The sequence below is a fragment of the Mucilaginibacter sp. genome (assembly GCF_039925265.1).
GTDB lineage: Bacteria > Bacteroidota > Bacteroidia > Sphingobacteriales > Sphingobacteriaceae > Mucilaginibacter.
This window is the reverse complement of the sequence record NZ_JBDSZG010000041.1, coordinates 62,980-78,703: the sequence shown is the minus strand read 5'-3', so window position 1 is coordinate 78,703 and position 15,724 is coordinate 62,980. Positions and strand designations below refer to the sequence as shown.

Annotated in this window: 14 protein-coding genes; 9 read left to right on the top strand and 5 right to left on the bottom strand. The window is 45.4% G+C overall.

The window, feature by feature from the left end:
* Positions 1-70: 70 nt before the first annotated feature.
* On the top strand, positions 71-349 hold the full coding sequence (locus ABIX36_RS18385; RefSeq protein WP_348083632.1) for a hypothetical protein: 279 nt from the start codon (positions 71-73) through the stop codon (positions 347-349).
* A gap of 340 nt (positions 350-689) precedes the next feature.
* On the opposite strand, the gene ABIX36_RS18380 is transcribed toward ABIX36_RS18385, so the two are convergent.
* From ABIX36_RS18380 to ABIX36_RS18370, 3 genes are all read right to left on the bottom strand, one after another.
* Positions 690-863 (bottom strand): hypothetical protein, encoded by a 174-nt coding sequence (locus ABIX36_RS18380; protein ID WP_348083631.1) that lies wholly within the window; start codon positions 861-863, stop codon positions 690-692.
* Between the two features lie 74 nt (positions 864-937).
* Entirely contained in the window at positions 938-2,515 is a 1,578-nt protein-coding gene (gene odhB, locus ABIX36_RS18375) for a 2-oxoglutarate dehydrogenase complex dihydrolipoyllysine-residue succinyltransferase (RefSeq protein WP_348083630.1), read from the bottom strand.
* Positions 2,516-2,640: 125 nt separating this feature from the next.
* Positions 2,641-5,460 (bottom strand): 2-oxoglutarate dehydrogenase E1 component, encoded by a 2,820-nt coding sequence (locus ABIX36_RS18370; RefSeq protein ID WP_348083629.1) that lies wholly within the window; start codon positions 5,458-5,460, stop codon positions 2,641-2,643.
* Positions 5,461-5,652: 192 nt separating this feature from the next.
* Between ABIX36_RS18370 and ABIX36_RS18365 the strand changes: the two genes are divergently transcribed.
* Positions 5,653-6,522 (top strand): DUF3667 domain-containing protein, encoded by an 870-nt coding sequence (locus ABIX36_RS18365; RefSeq protein ID WP_348083628.1) that lies wholly within the window; start codon positions 5,653-5,655, stop codon positions 6,520-6,522.
* Between the two features lie 143 nt (positions 6,523-6,665).
* Here the strand turns inward: ABIX36_RS18365 and ABIX36_RS18360 are convergent, their stop codons facing one another.
* Positions 6,666-7,952 (bottom strand): DASH family cryptochrome, encoded by a 1,287-nt coding sequence (locus tag ABIX36_RS18360; RefSeq protein WP_348083627.1) that lies wholly within the window; start codon positions 7,950-7,952, stop codon positions 6,666-6,668.
* 281 nt (positions 7,953-8,233) lie between these two features.
* Between ABIX36_RS18360 and ABIX36_RS18355 the strand changes: the two genes are divergently transcribed.
* From ABIX36_RS18355 to ABIX36_RS18345, 3 genes are read left to right on the top strand one after another with little or no spacing between them, the layout of a single operon-like run.
* A complete protein-coding gene (locus tag ABIX36_RS18355; protein WP_348083626.1) occupies positions 8,234-8,884 on the top strand; it encodes a TetR family transcriptional regulator C-terminal domain-containing protein in 651 nt (216 codons plus the stop codon).
* 48 nt (positions 8,885-8,932) lie between these two features.
* Entirely contained in the window at positions 8,933-9,667 is a 735-nt protein-coding gene (locus ABIX36_RS18350; protein ID WP_348083625.1) for an HAD family phosphatase, read from the top strand.
* Between the two features lie 3 nt (positions 9,668-9,670).
* Positions 9,671-10,996 (top strand): AarF/ABC1/UbiB kinase family protein, encoded by a 1,326-nt coding sequence (locus tag ABIX36_RS18345; RefSeq protein WP_348083624.1) that lies wholly within the window; start codon positions 9,671-9,673, stop codon positions 10,994-10,996.
* 31 nt (positions 10,997-11,027) lie between these two features.
* Here ABIX36_RS18345 and ABIX36_RS18340 read toward each other — a convergent pair whose 3' ends face one another.
* Positions 11,028-11,240, bottom strand: coding sequence for a hypothetical protein (locus tag ABIX36_RS18340; RefSeq protein WP_348083623.1), 213 nt, complete (start codon positions 11,238-11,240; stop codon positions 11,028-11,030).
* 308 nt (positions 11,241-11,548) lie between these two features.
* Between ABIX36_RS18340 and ABIX36_RS18335 the strand changes: the two genes are divergently transcribed.
* The 4 genes from ABIX36_RS18335 to ABIX36_RS18320 all read left to right on the top strand — a co-directional run bounded on the left by ABIX36_RS18335 (position 11,549) and on the right by ABIX36_RS18320 (position 15,722).
* Positions 11,549-11,860, top strand: coding sequence for a Dabb family protein (locus ABIX36_RS18335; protein WP_128535778.1), 312 nt, complete (start codon positions 11,549-11,551; stop codon positions 11,858-11,860).
* 104 nt (positions 11,861-11,964) lie between these two features.
* Entirely contained in the window at positions 11,965-13,413 is a 1,449-nt protein-coding gene (locus ABIX36_RS18330; protein WP_348083622.1) for an SDR family oxidoreductase, read from the top strand.
* A 100-nt stretch (positions 13,414-13,513) separates the two neighbouring features.
* Positions 13,514-14,419: a TIGR01777 family oxidoreductase gene (locus tag ABIX36_RS18325; protein ID WP_348083621.1), complete on the top strand. Its 906-nt coding sequence runs from the start codon at positions 13,514-13,516 to the stop codon at positions 14,417-14,419.
* Complete coding sequence (locus ABIX36_RS18320; RefSeq protein ID WP_348083620.1) at positions 14,412-15,722, top strand: deoxyribodipyrimidine photo-lyase; 1,311 nt, start codon at positions 14,412-14,414, stop codon at positions 15,720-15,722. The genes ABIX36_RS18325 and ABIX36_RS18320 overlap by 8 nt, the downstream gene beginning before the upstream one ends.
* Positions 15,723-15,724: the final 2 nt, after the last annotated feature.

Below are 15,724 nucleotides of genomic sequence, written 5' to 3'. Positions count from 1 at the left end.
AAAAAATGCGATATCACACAGATCTGCGTGTGATATTAAACCCGATCCATGATTATGTAGCGGATTTTAATTGACTATTTTCCGATTTATAGCAATCCCTTACAACATCGAAATTACGATTGATGAGAATGCAATACCTTTAGCCGAGGGCAACGAGTTAATATGGAAGAACGGGAACCTTCAATATCCTGATGCTGCAATAGAGATTATTTGTTTTGATAGCGGGTATACGATTGTAAAATTCACGGATGAACGGCTATCAGCTAAATTTAAAGCATATTTTGGCGACGAGGCGATTGAACTGGAAAAGTTCACATCAAAATTCACTAAAATCATAACGACAAAATAACGGCTTGCAAATCAGGCAGTCTGTTAAAACCCTTGTCGGTAGTAAATAAAGGCAAATCGTAGTACAAAGCAGTTGCAGCGATAATTGCGTCGGGAAGCTTTATTTTAGATGTCGACCTAACTTCGATAGTCAAATCTTTTATCTCAGGCTCAATATCTACGATATGGCACTGAGATAAAAACGTCTTTATTAGCACCTTTTGCTCATTCGATAAAGCTGAAAAACTTAAAACCTCTATTCGGAAATTATGGATACAAATAAATCTCGCCCTGCTATTAGCTGGCGGACCTCTTCTACTCCATTAAACAAATTGATAATTACAGAAGTGTCTACTACGATACTATTTCCACTCATCGCGGATCTTCAGTTGATAGGCTAATCCATCTACACCAAAATTTATTTTCCCGAAATATTTATCCAGGTCAATTGGCTCCTTCTTTTTGGGAAGCTTAGCTAACTCCTTATCAAGCTCGCTACGCGTAGTGTTTTTATTTATCTCAATTACTTTGCCCATATACAAATATAATTAACTGCACCCACAAAAAAAAGCCCGGCATAACCGGGCTTCCATATTTTAAGAACGAGCGACTACACGCCTAACAACAACCTTGTAGGGTCTTCCAGTAATTGTTTTACACGTACCAGGAAGCTTACCGATTCGCGGCCATCAATGATGCGATGGTCGTATGACAGGGCAAGGTACATCATCGGGCGGATCACCACCTGACCATTTACGGCAACCGGGCGCTCTATGATGTTGTGCATACCTAATATGGCACTCTGTGGTGAGTTGATGATCGGGGTAGACATCATGGAACCAAATACACCCCCGTTGGTGATAGTGAAGGTGCCGCCTGTCATTTCGTCGATAGTCAGTTTGCTTTCGCGGGCTTTGCCTGCTAAAACAACAATAGCTTTTTCAATTTCGGCAAGGCTCATGCTCTCCGCGTTGCGGATAACCGGAACCACCAGGCCTTTTGGAGCCGATACCGCGATAGAGATATCAGCAAAATTGCTGTAAACCACTTCTTCGCCGTCTATGCGTGCGCCAACGGCCGGCCACTCTTTAAGGGCCTCAGTAACGGCTTTTGTAAAGAACGACATAAAGCCTAAGCCCACGCCATGCTTCTCTTTGAATTTATCTTTGTATTTACCACGCAGTTCCATAATTGGCGACATATCCACTTCGTTAAAAGTGGTTAACATCGCGGTCTCATTTTTCACAGCGACCAAGCGCCTTGCTACGGTTTTACGTAGAGAAGACATTTTTTCGCGGCGATCTGAACGCGGACCAGCAGGTGCAGAAGGTGCGGCGGCAGGGGCAGCAGGTTTTGCAGCTGGCGCAGGTGCAGCAGCGGCAGGTTTTTGTGCGGATAATGCATCACCTTTAGTAATGCGGCCATCAACACCGGTACCGTTTACTGATGCGGATTCAACGCCTTTCTCAGCTAATATTTTTGCGGCAGCAGGCGATGGCACACCCGATGCATAAGTTGTTCCTTTTGATGGAGCAGTTTGTGGTGATTCATTAACCGCATCGGCAACTGCAGGGGTTACGGCGGTAGCGCCTCGGGGTGCTTCACTGCCACCACCTTCAATGGTACAAACTACCGCGCCAATGGCAAGGGTATCGCCTTCTTTGGCTATAGTTTTTAGCGTTCCTGCTTTTTCGGCAGTAAGCTCAAATGTTGCTTTATCTGATTCCAGTTCGGCAATGGCTTCGTCCATTTCAACGGCATCACCATCTTTTTTCATCCAGCGCGAAAGGGTTACTTCTGTAATAGATTCGCCTACTGTTGGCACTTTTATTTCCAACAATGATGGTGCAACAGCTGGAGCCAGTGCGCTTGCAGGAGCAGCCGCAGGGGCTTCTTCTTTAGCGGCAACAGGTGCAGCAGGTGCTTTATCAGCGGCAGGTGCAGCAGCGCCGGCGCCTTCTTCTATGGTAGCAACCACGGCTCCAATAGGCAGTACATCGCCTTCTGCAGCTTTGGTGGTTAAAGTCCCGGCTTTTTCTGCGGTAAGTTCAAAAGTTGCCTTGTCTGATTCCAGTTCGGCTATTACTTCGTCCATTTCCACATGGTCGCCGTCTTTTTTCTTCCAGGCAGATAATGTTACTTCGGTTATGGATTCGCCTACCGGCGGAACTTTTATTTCTAAACTCATGTTATTTAGTTATGTGTTATTGAGTTGTGAGTATTGAGTTTTTATATCGCGCATTAATATTTGTATAAGTAATAAGATGTGCTATGATACTCATAACTCAACACTCACTACTTAAAACTAATACCTCAATCCGCTCCCGCGTTAGCCATTTTTTCGGTTGTCTTTTTTATAGCTGCTTTTACCACTTTACCGGCAGGGGTATCAAATGCCTTGGTAACAATGTGGGCCTGCTGCGCGGCATGCTGTTTGGCAAAACCGGTAGCCGTGCTGCTTCCCTCTAAACGAGAGATCACCTTCATGTTAAAATGCTTATCGCCATGGAATTTACGGCAGATGTATGGCCATGCGCCCATGTTCTCCGGTTCTTCCTGCACCCAAATAAATTCGGTTGCTTTTTCGTATTTGGCTTTTATTTTGATGATCTGCTGTATAGGTGTCGGGTACAATTGCTCTACACGAACAATGGCCACATCCTTGCGTTTGTCTACCTGTTGTTTCTCCAGCAGGTCGTAATAAACCTTACCCGTACATAGCAGCACGCGTTTTACTTTCTTAATATCAGCATAAGTGTCGTCTATCAGTTCCTGGAATTTCCCGCTGGTAAAGTCCGCTATTGGCGATACGCATTTAGGGCTACGTAATAAGCTCTTAGGTGTAAAGATGATTAATGGCTTGCGGAAATCGCGGTGCATTTGCCTCCGTAATATATGGAAGAAGTTTGCAGGCGTGGTGCAATTAGCCACCTGGATGTTATCGTCAGCGCAAAGTTCCAAGAAGCGCTCCACACGTGCAGAAGAGTGCTCAGGACCCTGGCCTTCGTAACCATGCGGCAGCAACATTACCAAACCATTACCACGCTGCCATTTTGTTTCGGCACTGGCAATGTACTGGTCAACGATGATCTGCGCACCGTTAAAGAAATCGCCAAACTGCGCTTCCCAAATGGTTAATGCGTTAGGGTTAGCCATGGCGTAACCATATTCAAAACCCAATACGCCGTATTCCGACAGTAAAGAGTTGAAAATGCTTAGCCTTGTTTCTTCATTAATAGTGCCAAGCGGGGTGTATTCGTCTTCGCTATCAGCCAGCGTTAATACTGCGTGGCGGTGCGAGAAGGTACCGCGTTTAACGTCCTCTCCGCTCAGCCGCACCGGGAAACCTTCTTTCAACAGGGTTCCGTAAGCAAGCAATTCGCCCATGGCCCAGTCAAACACGCCGGTTTTGTTTACCATGGCGTTGCGGTCTTCGAATAATTTTTCAATTTTTTTGAAGAACTGCTTATCTGTTGGCAATACGGTTAATTGATTGCCTATCGCTATAATATCTTCTTTTGGTACGGCTGTATCAATAGCCGAGATCAATTCTTTATGATTAGCCAAGTGCAACCCGCTCCATGCGCCTTCAAACATGGCGATGGTATCGGTAAAGCGGTCTTCGGCTTTAGATTCATCCAGCATTCCCTGCAATTCGGCACGGAAATCTTTCTCTAACGTTTTTACAAATGCTTCGTCTACAGAACCTTCCGCGATGAGTTTTTTGCTGTAGATCTGCAGTGGGTTAGGGTGTGCCTCAATGGCTTTATACAATACCGGCTGGGTGAATTTTGGTTCATCAGCCTCATTGTGGCCGTAGCGACGGTAACAAAGGATATCGATGAACACATCCTCGTTAAATACCTGCCTGTATTCCATGGCCAGGTTTATTACATATACCAATGCCTCAACATCGTCGCCATTTACGTGGAAAACGGGCGAAAGCACAGTTTTAGCAACGTCGGTACAATAAGTGCTCGAGCGGGCATCTTTATAGTTGGTGGTAAAACCTATCTGGTTGTTAATAACCAAATGCACGGTGCCGCCTGTGCGGTAACCATCCAGTTTCTCCATCTGCAACACCTCGTACACAATACCCTGGCCTGCTACAGAAGCATCGCCATGGATCAGTATCGGGGCAATTTTAGAGTGGTCGCCGTTGTATTTAAAATCTATTTTAGAGCGGGTGATACCTTCCACAACCGGGTCTACCGCCTCTAAGTGCGATGGATTTGGGCAAAGGCTTAAGTGAACGTTTTTACCGCTTTTTGTTTTTATATCCGTAGAGAAACCAAGGTGGTACTTTACATCGCCACCGAAAGGTGATTCCGAATCATAGTTTTTGCCTTCAAACTCAGAGAACACCTCTTTGTAGGTCTTCTCCATAATATTGGTGAGCACGTTTAAACGGCCACGGTGAGCCATACCGATGATGAACTCCTGTATGCCCAGCTCCGAACCTTGTTTGATAACCGAATCAAGCGCAGGGATCAAAGATTCTGCACCTTCCAGCGAAAAACGCTTTTGCCCGAGGAATTTTGTACCGAGGAAATTTTCAAAAACAACGGCCTCGTTGAGTTTCGAAAGCATCATCTTCTTTTCTTCGATGCTGAAGTTTGGCGTGTTACGCTTGGTCTCCATCCTGTCCTCAAACCATTTTAGTTTGATAGGGTTGCGGATGTAGCGGTATTCGGCACCAATGGCGCGGCAGTAAGTATCTTCTAACAGCTGGCGGATATCGCGCAGTTTGGCGGGGCCTATGCCAACTTCAACACCGGCGTTAAACACGGTATCCATGTCTGCTTCGCTCAGGCCAAAAGTTTCCAGTTCTTTACCGGGGAAATATTGGCGGCGCTCGCGTACCGGGTTTGTTTTGGTGAACAAATGGCCACGTGTACGGTAGCCATCTATCATGTTCATCACGTTGATCTCCTTCAGCAGGTTTTCGGGCATAACGCTACCCGTTGCTGTAGGTGCAGCCGCTTTTGCGGGCTGCGATTCTTTACCAAAATCAAAGCCTTCAAAAAACTTTTGCCAACCAAAATCTACCGATTCGGGGTCTTGTTTATACGATTCGTAAAGAGAGTCGATGTAGGCAGCGTTTCCGCTATCAATATAATTTAGGCGATCCATGAGAAACCATTCTTGTAAAACGGTACAAAATTAAGCATAATAGTACAATATGCCCCAAATTATATGTTATAACTTTGTAACTAAAGTGCAGTTTTAGCGGCTAATTTTTCTTTTTGCAATAAATTCCTCTGTCCTGTAGTTTGTATAAGCCGCTCCCGATTTATTATATTTAACCATTAATAAATTTTGCCCGTGAATAAAAGAATCAACAAAATGCACAGTGAACTGGCGGCACCTGGCCTGTGCGCATCATGTGGCACGGTAGTTAACGATAAGTTTTGCGGCACCTGCGGCGAAAAGCAGGTAGACGCGCACGATTTCGCCCTGAAGCATTACGTAGAAGAATCGGTTGAAGGGATCACCCATTTTGACAACAAGTTTTTCCGCACGGCCAAAACACTCATCACAAAACCCGGACTCCTCACGGCCGATTTCTCTAAAGGCAAACGAATGGCCTATCTCAAACCCTTCCAGCTGTTTTTGATCTGCAACATCCTCTTCTTTTTTTTGGCAGGAAGCCTTAATATATTTTCGCAGCCGCTTTACAGCTTTTACGCGTACGACCCATACGTCTCCTTTCACACCAAAGAAACTATTTTAAAAAAGGTGCACAACGATGCCGAATTTACCACCCTGGCCACCACTTTTAACGGAAAGGTAGGTAACGAATCAAAGTTATACATCGCCCTGTTCATCCCCACGCTGGCCCTGGTTTTCGCGCTCATCTTCTTCAACACCAAAAGATACTTTACCGAACACCTGGTGTTTGCAACGCATTATTTCTCGTTCATCCTCATCTATTTTACCCTGTTCACTTTATTGGTTATAAAACCCTTTTACTGGTTTACGCACCTGGAGTTTTCCAGCACATTTGACACCATCACCTCGGTGGTTAATATGGCGGTCTTTGGCACATACTTCACCATTGCTGCAAAAAGATTTTACAAGGTGGGCGGTTACCATGCCTTTTCGGGCGCGGTGATAACTACAGTAATGTTTGTTGGGATACTAACCGGGTACCGATTACTGATATTCTATAAATTAATGTGGACGATGCACTGATCTAATGCATTAGCTTGTGCAGGTAGCTGCGCACATAGCTCAATCCCTCGAACAGCACGGCCAGCAGGCCGATAATAATGGTGAATTGTTCGAAGGAGTTCATATACAAATATATACGATTGGATTGATATTTTATTGCTTTGTTACGCCGATACGGGTAACCACGTGCTTATAAAATCGCTCTTGCTATCCAACTGATTAGCGGGTTTGGCCGCGTTAAAGTAGCGGTTGCTTTTGGTATCGTTACCTACACCAGCAACAAACGCCCAGTTGCCCCAGTTGCTCGCCGGCGAATAATCTATCAGTTTTTCTTCAAAATAAAGCGCGCCACGGGTCCAGTCTACCTGCAATTCCTTGGTTAAATAGGTAGCCACAGCCTGGCGACTGTAATTACTAATGTAGCCTGTGGCATTCAGCTCGTGCATGGCAGCATCTATAAAAGGCACGCCCGTTTCGCCGTTTTTCCAATGCTCAAAAAGTTCATCCTGGTTACTGGCAGGTTGGGGGGTTTCGTCATTAAAACCTTCCGCACGGAAATACTTTTGCCCATGCTTTTTAAACATAAAGCGAAAATAATCGCGCCAGAGTAATTCCAGCATTAAAGCATCAGCATTTTGCAAAGTGCTGCGGTACTTTACCACCTCCCAGTAAACCTGCCTTGGCGATACGCAGCCCAGGGCCAGCCATGGTGACAAGCATGAGGCGACGCCGCCTACATTTTTGCCTGCTTTTTGCCCGCAATTTTGCTGAGTAGTAAAATATTGTTCCAGGCGGTTTAATGCCTCCGTTTCGCCGCCGGTAAAGTGGTTGGTAGCGCGGGAGTCGTCAACAGGTTCGGGTACGCCGAGATCAGCCAGGGTTGGCAGGTCACCCGCATCAGTAATTTCGGGTATCAAAATCTGCTCGGGCGAGGTTACGCACTGGCGCACATTGCTATCGCGCTCCACCTTTTTTTTAAAGGTGACAAAGCTATCGGGGATATCTTTTATAGGGAACGGCAGATCCTCTTTATGGTACATGGTATGCCCAATGAAATGCCTCAGGTTTAGCTTCATTTTCCATAAAGCGGCTTCCACTTTTTCAGAAACATCGGTTTCCTCGGGTGCTACCTCGCGGTGATGGTAAACTTCGCTGATGTGGTATTCCTCGGCCAGTTGGGTAAGCACTTCGGCAGGGTCGCCGGTGCGGATGAGGAGCTCCGCACCAAACTGTTGCAGGTTGGCGCGCAGGTTGGAGACAGATTCCAGCAAAAACCTCGCCCTGAAACTGCCTGTTTTTAAAACACCCGAAGCGCTGGTTTTAAAGTAATACGGATCAAAAACATATACCGGCAATACTTTATCAGCCTTGCGTATGGCTTCAGATAATATTTCATTATCGTGTATACGCAAGTCATTCCTAAACCAAACCAGTATCGTCTTTTCACCCATATGAACACCTAATCTAAACTTATTTAGATTAATTACAAAAATGGGAATTATTTATTTGTTCGGCTAATGCTGAAGTATTATTTGACATCGCCACAACATTTAACGGTTGCAACGGGTATTTTATGAGCACAAAAGACGCGAAGTATCGCGTCTCTACAAAATTTATCTTGCACCTATGGATGACGGTTCAATTAAAATCTTAAACGCTACTTCTTTATAACACAAGCATGATATTTGCGTATATAATAAATGGTAACTTTAACTCATAAAATCAACCCACTATGGCAACTACCGAAAGTATCCAGAAAGCATATATAGATTTTGTGTTGACCGAAGGCGTGCAGCCAAAATCGGTTTACATTTTTGCCAAGAAGAATAAGATGGCCGAAGAGGAATTTTATAAGTTCTTTGGTTCGTTTGATGCCGTGGAGCAAAGCGTTTGGACCGACCTTACCCGCAAAACACTGGCCGAAATACGCGCCCAGGAAGTGTGGCCGCAATATTCCTCGCGCGAAAAAGCGTTATCGTTCTTCTACAGCTTTTTTGAACTGTTGAAGAGCAGCCGCAGCTTTGCCGTTTACAGCATTAAAAAGCAACGCGGCCTGGGAACGCCAAAAGTATTGGAGCCCACTAAAGACATCTTCGAAGAATTTGCCGAAGGCATTTTAAGCGAAGGCATAGAAACCCAGGAACTAACCGACCGCAAATTTTTTAGCAAACGCTATAAAGATGCCCTTTGGATCCAGTTTGGTTTTGTGCTTAATTTTTGGATCAACGACGACTCCGCCGGGTTTGAGAAAACCGATGAAGCTATAGAAAAAGGCATCAACGTAACGTTCGACCTGTTCCAGCGCTCGCCCATTGATAACCTGTTTGAGTATGGTAAGTTTTTGGCTAAGAACGGTGGCATAAAAGAGAAAATGGGATTTTAGAAAGCCTCACCCCAACCCCTCTCCAGCGGAGAGGGACTAAAAATATAAATGAGCGACAAACAACACCCAAACTATAACGGCAAAGTCCTCTCCTCTGGAGAGGATTTAGGTGAGGCACCAGAAGCATCCATCGCTGCCATATTTGATATGGATGGCACCCTGATAGACAATACGCCGTTCCATTACAAAGCCTGGCAATTGCTGTTTAAAAAGTATAACATGCCCGAGCCGAGCCGCGAAACTTATAAAGGCGAAATAAGCGGTGTACCTATTGCCAACACCGTTAGGCGCTATTTTGCTGATGCGGACGAAAGCCTTATCAAAACTATTTCTCACGAAAAGCAGGCCTTTTACCAGCAGGAGTTTCTCCCCTACTTAAGGCCAATAACCGGGCTGGAGAATTTCCTGGCGGAACTGAAAGATGCCGGGGTTAAAATGGCGGTTGCTACCTCGTCGGACATGGCGGATGTGGATTTCATTTTTGATACCATCCCCATTCGTCAATACTTTGATGCCATTATAACCGGCGATATGGTAAGCGAACCTAAACCAAGTCCGCAGATATTTTTAAAAGCTGCCGAACAACTAAACGCCCGCCCCGAAAACTGCCTCGTTTTTGAGGATTCTACAGCCGGGCTTAAAGCCGGCAATGATGCAGGCATGAAGGTAGTAGGTATTACCACCGCCCACCCGGCAGAAACCGTTGCCAAAGCAGCCCGCCTGGTGATAAACGATTATGCCGGTATGAGCCTGCAAAAGCTGGCGGTATTATTTGATGAATAAATTATGAGCGATAACACTCCAAAAGAGCAAAACAGTATCCCCACCAGTAAAGTAGAACGAAGCGCAAAGTTTGTAAAAACAGGCTTTAAAATTGGCGGTAATTATATTAAACACTACTCCAAAAAACTCTTCAACCCCGAGCTGGATAAATCTGAGCTGAACGAGGATAACGCGACGGATATTTACCAATCTCTCAGCGAGTTAAAAGGCAGCGCGCTAAAAGTAGCCCAAATGCTCAGTATGGATAAAAACCTGCTGCCGCAGGCATATGTTGATAAATTCACGCAATCGCAATACAACGCGCCACCGCTTTCGGGGCCGCTTATTGTGCAAACGTTTAAAAAATATTTTGGTAAAGAACCAGGGCAGATCTACGATAAATTCAACATCCGCTCTACTAACGCGGCTTCTATTGGCCAGGTACACCAGGCCGAGCTAAAGGGCAAAAAGCTGGCGGTAAAAATTCAATATCCCGGTGTTGGCGATTCTATCTCGTCGGATCTTAAGCTCATCAAACCCTTCGCCTTCAGGATGCTGGGCATGAGCGAAAAGGAATTGAACATTTATATGATGGAGGTGGAAGAGCGCCTGCTGGAAGAAACAGACTATGAACTGGAAGTACGCCGGTCGATAGAGTTTTCTGAAGCCTGCGCCAATTTGGATAACGTGGTATTCCCAAAGTATTACCCAAAACTTTCCAGCAAACGCATTATTACCATGGATTGGCTGGAAGGCAAACACCTGCGCGAGTTTTTAGCTACCAACCCATCACAGGAGTTACGCGACCAGATAGGCCAGGCGCTGTGGGATTTCTACAATTTTCAGCAGCACGAACTCCGCGCCGTCCACGCCGACCCGCATCCCGGCAATTTTATGATAACGCCCGAGGGTAAACTGGGTGTGATTGACTTTGGCTGCATTAAAGTAATGCCCGAAGATTTTTACTATCCCTTCTTCGCCCTTACCTCTACCAATTTATTCGAAAGCAAAGAAGATACCATCAAGGCTTTCCGTAAGCTGGAGATGATATTACCCAACGACACCCCGGCACAGATAGAATTTTATTACACCATGTTTAAGCAAATGATTGGCTTGTTTGCTAAACCCTATATTACCAACGAGTTTGATTTTGGCGAGAAGGCCTTTTTTGATGAGCTGTTCGGCTTTGGCGAAAAGGTATCCAAAATGCCCGGGTTTAAGCAGGCCCGGGGCGTAAAGCATTTCATCTATGTAAACCGCACCAATTTTGGCCTGTACAATATCCTGCACGAGTTAAAGGCACGCGTAAAAACAGATACCTATAAGCCACATGTGGAGGAAGCAGTTTAGTTTACGTCAATAAATTGATGAGATAGGTATCTTATATATAATTTACAATAGCCACTATAGATAGCCCGAAGGTTGCTATCCAGCTGATAACAGATTTTACATACCAGGCCTCAATTTCGGCAACGCGGCCTGTGCCAACAAACGATTTTGATTTACGGTTGCAATAACTGCCGAAAGCAAAAACCGCCATTATCAGGAGGAAGAAGAAAACGGTGATCATTTTTTGAAAGTCGGTAGATATCATAGCTGTATTTGCTTTTTTACGGGATATACGAATATTTTGTTCAAAAAAGTTTTACTTAATTTAACAAGCTTTAAATGGCGCGCACCCACCCTACAGTGTGAATTTTATTACTTTTATTGTGTAATTAATGTATCACAGTTGCGGCCCAATTTTGTTTGCTTATTGTTGTTTTTAACCGGTTATGTCCTCCATTTACGTTAAACTTGCGTTAGACTTCAAAAATATCCGGGGTAAAAAAACCTGCAATTGCTACATAAATTCAATAATAGTACCACAATCAAAATTATTACATCTACAAAATTATTAACATGCTGTTAGAAAACACATTCACCCACCACGTACATTTCTGGCTGACCAACAAAGCCGATAAAGATAAATTGATAGAAGGGTTAAAAACCCTCATCCCTATCCCACATATCCGCCAGATCCATATCGGCGTACCTGCAGAAACATTCAGGGAAGTGATAGACCGCTCGTACGATGTATCGCTGCTACTGCTTTTTGATTCGCCCGAGGCGCAGGAAGCTTACCAGGTAGATGCCACTCATCAAATTTTCGCTAATGAATATGCAAAAGTGCTTTGCAGTAAAGTAGTGGTGCAGGACAGCGTGAATATTTGATAAGCGATAGCATAGGTGGCCCAATCCGGGCACCTATGCCACCTATCCTTACTCCTTATACCTCTATGTAAAACAGGCCGCCGCTTTGGCTGTTGCATTAACACATGAAAATTTTACTTGCCGGCGCTAATGGCTATATAGGTACAAGGCTCATTCCCATATTGCTGGAAAAGGGCCATACCGTGGTATGCATGGTGCGCGACAAGCGCCGCTTTCACGAACAAAACGATTACAGCGAACGGGTTACCCTCCTCACCGGCGACCTGCTGAAGAAAGAAAGTATAGAGGCCATCCCGCTGGACGTCGACGCGGCCTGTTACCTGGTGCACTCCATGGCGCAGGCTGCTGATTTTGCAGCGCTGGAGGCGCTTTCGGCACATAACTTTGCGCAGGCGCTTAATAAAACAAACTGCAAGCAAGTAGTTTACCTCAGTGGAATAGTGAACGATACCGGGTTATCAGATCACCTCCGTTCGCGCAGGCATGTAGAAGATGTATTGAAGGAATGCAAAGCGGCCATAACCGTTTTAAGGGCGGCTATTATCATCGGCTCCGGCAGTTCGTCATTTGAAATTATCCGCGACCTAACAGAGAAGCTCCCCATCATGACTGTTCCACGCTGGGTATATACCAAAAGCCAGCCCATCTCCATCCGCGATGTACTGGGCTATTTAGAAGGTGTGCTGCTGAACGAAAATGCATTTGATAAAACATTTGATATTGGCGGGCCGGATATCCTCAGTTTTAAACAAATGATGCTGGTTTACGCCAAAGTGCGTAAGCTAAAAAGGTATATTATTACCATTCCCTTCCTCTCGCCAAAAATATCATCGTATTGGCTGTACTTTGTTACTTCTACCAGTTATTCGCTTGCCCAAAGCCTGGTGGATAGCATGAAGAACGAAACCATCATGAAAAACCATGATATTGACGGCGTGGTAAAGCGGGATTGCCTGGGCTACGAAGAGGCGCTGCAACTTGCTTTTAAAAAGATAGAACAAAATTCCATTGTAAGCAGTTGGAAGGATGCCCTGAACAACGGCTACCTTACCTCGCGCTTTATGGACCAGATAAAAGTACCGCAGAACGGCACGCTGGAATACAAGGTAAAACAGCCCTTTAACCGCGACAGCGCAGATGTATTAAAAAACATTATGGCTATCGGCGGCAGCAGGGGCTGGTACTATTGGGACTGGATCTGGAGCATACGCGGTTTTTTGGATAAGCTTTTTGGCGGCGTGGGCAGCAGACGTGGGCGCACCAGCAACATCAGCGTTTCGCCCGGCGATGTGATAGATTTTTGGCGTGTTTTACTTGCCGATAAACTCAACAGCAGGCTATTGCTGTATGCCGAAATGAAATTGCCTGGAGAGGCCTGGCTGGAGTTTAAAATTATTGAACGCAACGGTAAAACTTTTCTCAGCCAGGTAGCTACCTTTAGGCCCCGCGGGCTTTGGGGCCGTATGTACTGGTACCTGATGTGGCCGTTTCACCTTTTTATATTTAAAGGGATGGCCCGGCGGATAGTGAATTTTGAAGAAGCTCAAAGATGATGGTTCATGGTTGATAGTTTATGGTTCATAGCCGAACCTTTACCATCAAACTTAGAAGCTTCCTATGAACTATCACCTATTAACAATGAACAATTTATAAATGAAAAAAAACATACTCATCACCGGCGGCTCGGGGCTTTTGGGGAAACAACTTACCGAAGAATTACTGAGCAAGGGCCATACCGTAAACCATCTTAGTCGCACCAAAGGCAAAAACCCAAAGGTGAAAACCTTTTTATGGGATGTGGATAAGGGACAGATAGACGAGCATTGCATAGATGGTATAGATACCATTATCCACCTTGCCGGCGCAGCCATTGCCGATAAACGCTGGACAGCCGAGCGCAAGCGCGAAATTGTGGAAAGCCGTACCAAATCTATCGCCCTGGTATATGGGCTGATGAAGGCCAAGGCTAACCGCGTGCACACCGTTATTTCCGCATCAGGCGTGGGTTATTACAGCGATCGTGGCGATGTTTTGCTAACCGAGGATAGCGAACCTGCGCATGATTTTATTGGCACCTGCTGCATTGACTGGGAAAAGGCAGTAGACGAAGGCAAGGAACTTGGCTTGCGCGTATTAAAATTCCGCACGGGGGTGGTGCTCAGTACCGATGGCGGCGCCCTGCCCCAACTGGCAATGCCTATAAAATTCGGCATTGGTTCGGCATTGGGCACCGGCAAACAGTGGATCCCCTGGATCCACCACCGCGATGTGGTGGATATGTACATGCTGGGGCTGAATAATGAGAAACTCAGTGGGGTTTATAACATGGCTGCCCCCATCCCTGTAACCAATGCAGAATTAACCAAAGCCGTTGCCAGGCAGCTGAAACGCCCGCTTTGGGCTCCAAAAGTACCCGCATTTGCTATAAAATTGCTTTTTGGCCAACTGGCAACTTTGGTATTGGGCAGCACAAAAACATCGGCACAAAAAATAATAGATGCAGGCTTCGAATTTAAATACCCGGATATAGCATCGGCACTTCAAGAAATTTATGGATAAAAATACCTCCGTAACTCTATTTTGGCACCGCCGCGACCTGCGCATAGATGATAACGCCGGGCTTTACCATGCCCTTAAAAGCGGTAACCCCGTACTGCCTGTTTTTATTTTTGATAAAGAAATACTCAATGAGCTGGAGGATAAAGATGATGCCCGGATAACGTTCATTTACAATAAAATAGAAGAGTTAAAATCTGCTTTTAAAAAACACCACAGCGATATTGAAGTAGTGTACGGTACACCCGAACAAGCGTTTACCAAACTGATAGAAGATTATAAGGTTGTCGCCGTATATACCAATCACGATTATGAACCCTACGCCGCAGCGCGCGACGGGGCCATCAAACAATTATTGGCCAAACACGATATTGAATTTAAAACCTTTAAAGATCAGGTAATATTTGAACGGGCAGAAGTGGTGAAGGATGATGGCAAACCCTACACGGTTTTCACCCCCTACAAAAACAAGTGGTACCAAAAACTAAAGCCCTTTTACCTGAAGGCCTTCCCTACCGAAAAGTACTTAAAGAATCTGTATCCATTTAAAGCATCGGCTTTGCCTTCGTTAACAGAAATGGGGTTTACAAAAAGTAATGCGGAGTTCCCCGAAACAGGCTATGAAAAATACATTGCCGATTATGCCGAAAAGCGCGATTTTCCGGCGATAAAAGGCACATCGCATATTGGGCTGCACCTGCGCTTTGGAACGGTAAGTATCCGCCAATGCGCAACCGATGCGCATGAGGCCCATGAGAAAATCTGGCTGAATGAGCTGATCTGGCGCGAGTTTTACATGATGGTGCTGCACCATTTCCCAAAAACGATGGATCATGCCTTTAAGCCCGATTACGACAACATTAAATGGGTGAACGATGAAAAGCAATTTAAAGCATGGTGCGATGGCGAAACCGGTTATCCCCTGGTTGATGCCGGCATGCGCGAGTTAAACGCCACCGGCTACATGCACAACCGGGTACGCATGGTTGTAGCCAGTTTCTTAAGTAAGGACCTGCTGATAGACTGGCGTTGGGGCGAACGCTACTTTGCCCGAAAGTTATTGGACTATGAGATGGCCAGTAACGTTGGCGGCTGGCAATGGGCGGCCGGCAGCGGTACCGATGCCGCACCGTATTTCCGTATTTTTAATCCGGAATCGCAACTTAAAAAATTCGATCCCAAATTAGAATACGTAAAAAAATGGGTTCCGGAATATGCCGACTTCAGCAAATATCCAAAACCCATTGTCGATCACGCTTTTGCACGCGACCGTTGTTTAAAGGCTTTTAAAGCAGCCTTAAGTTAATA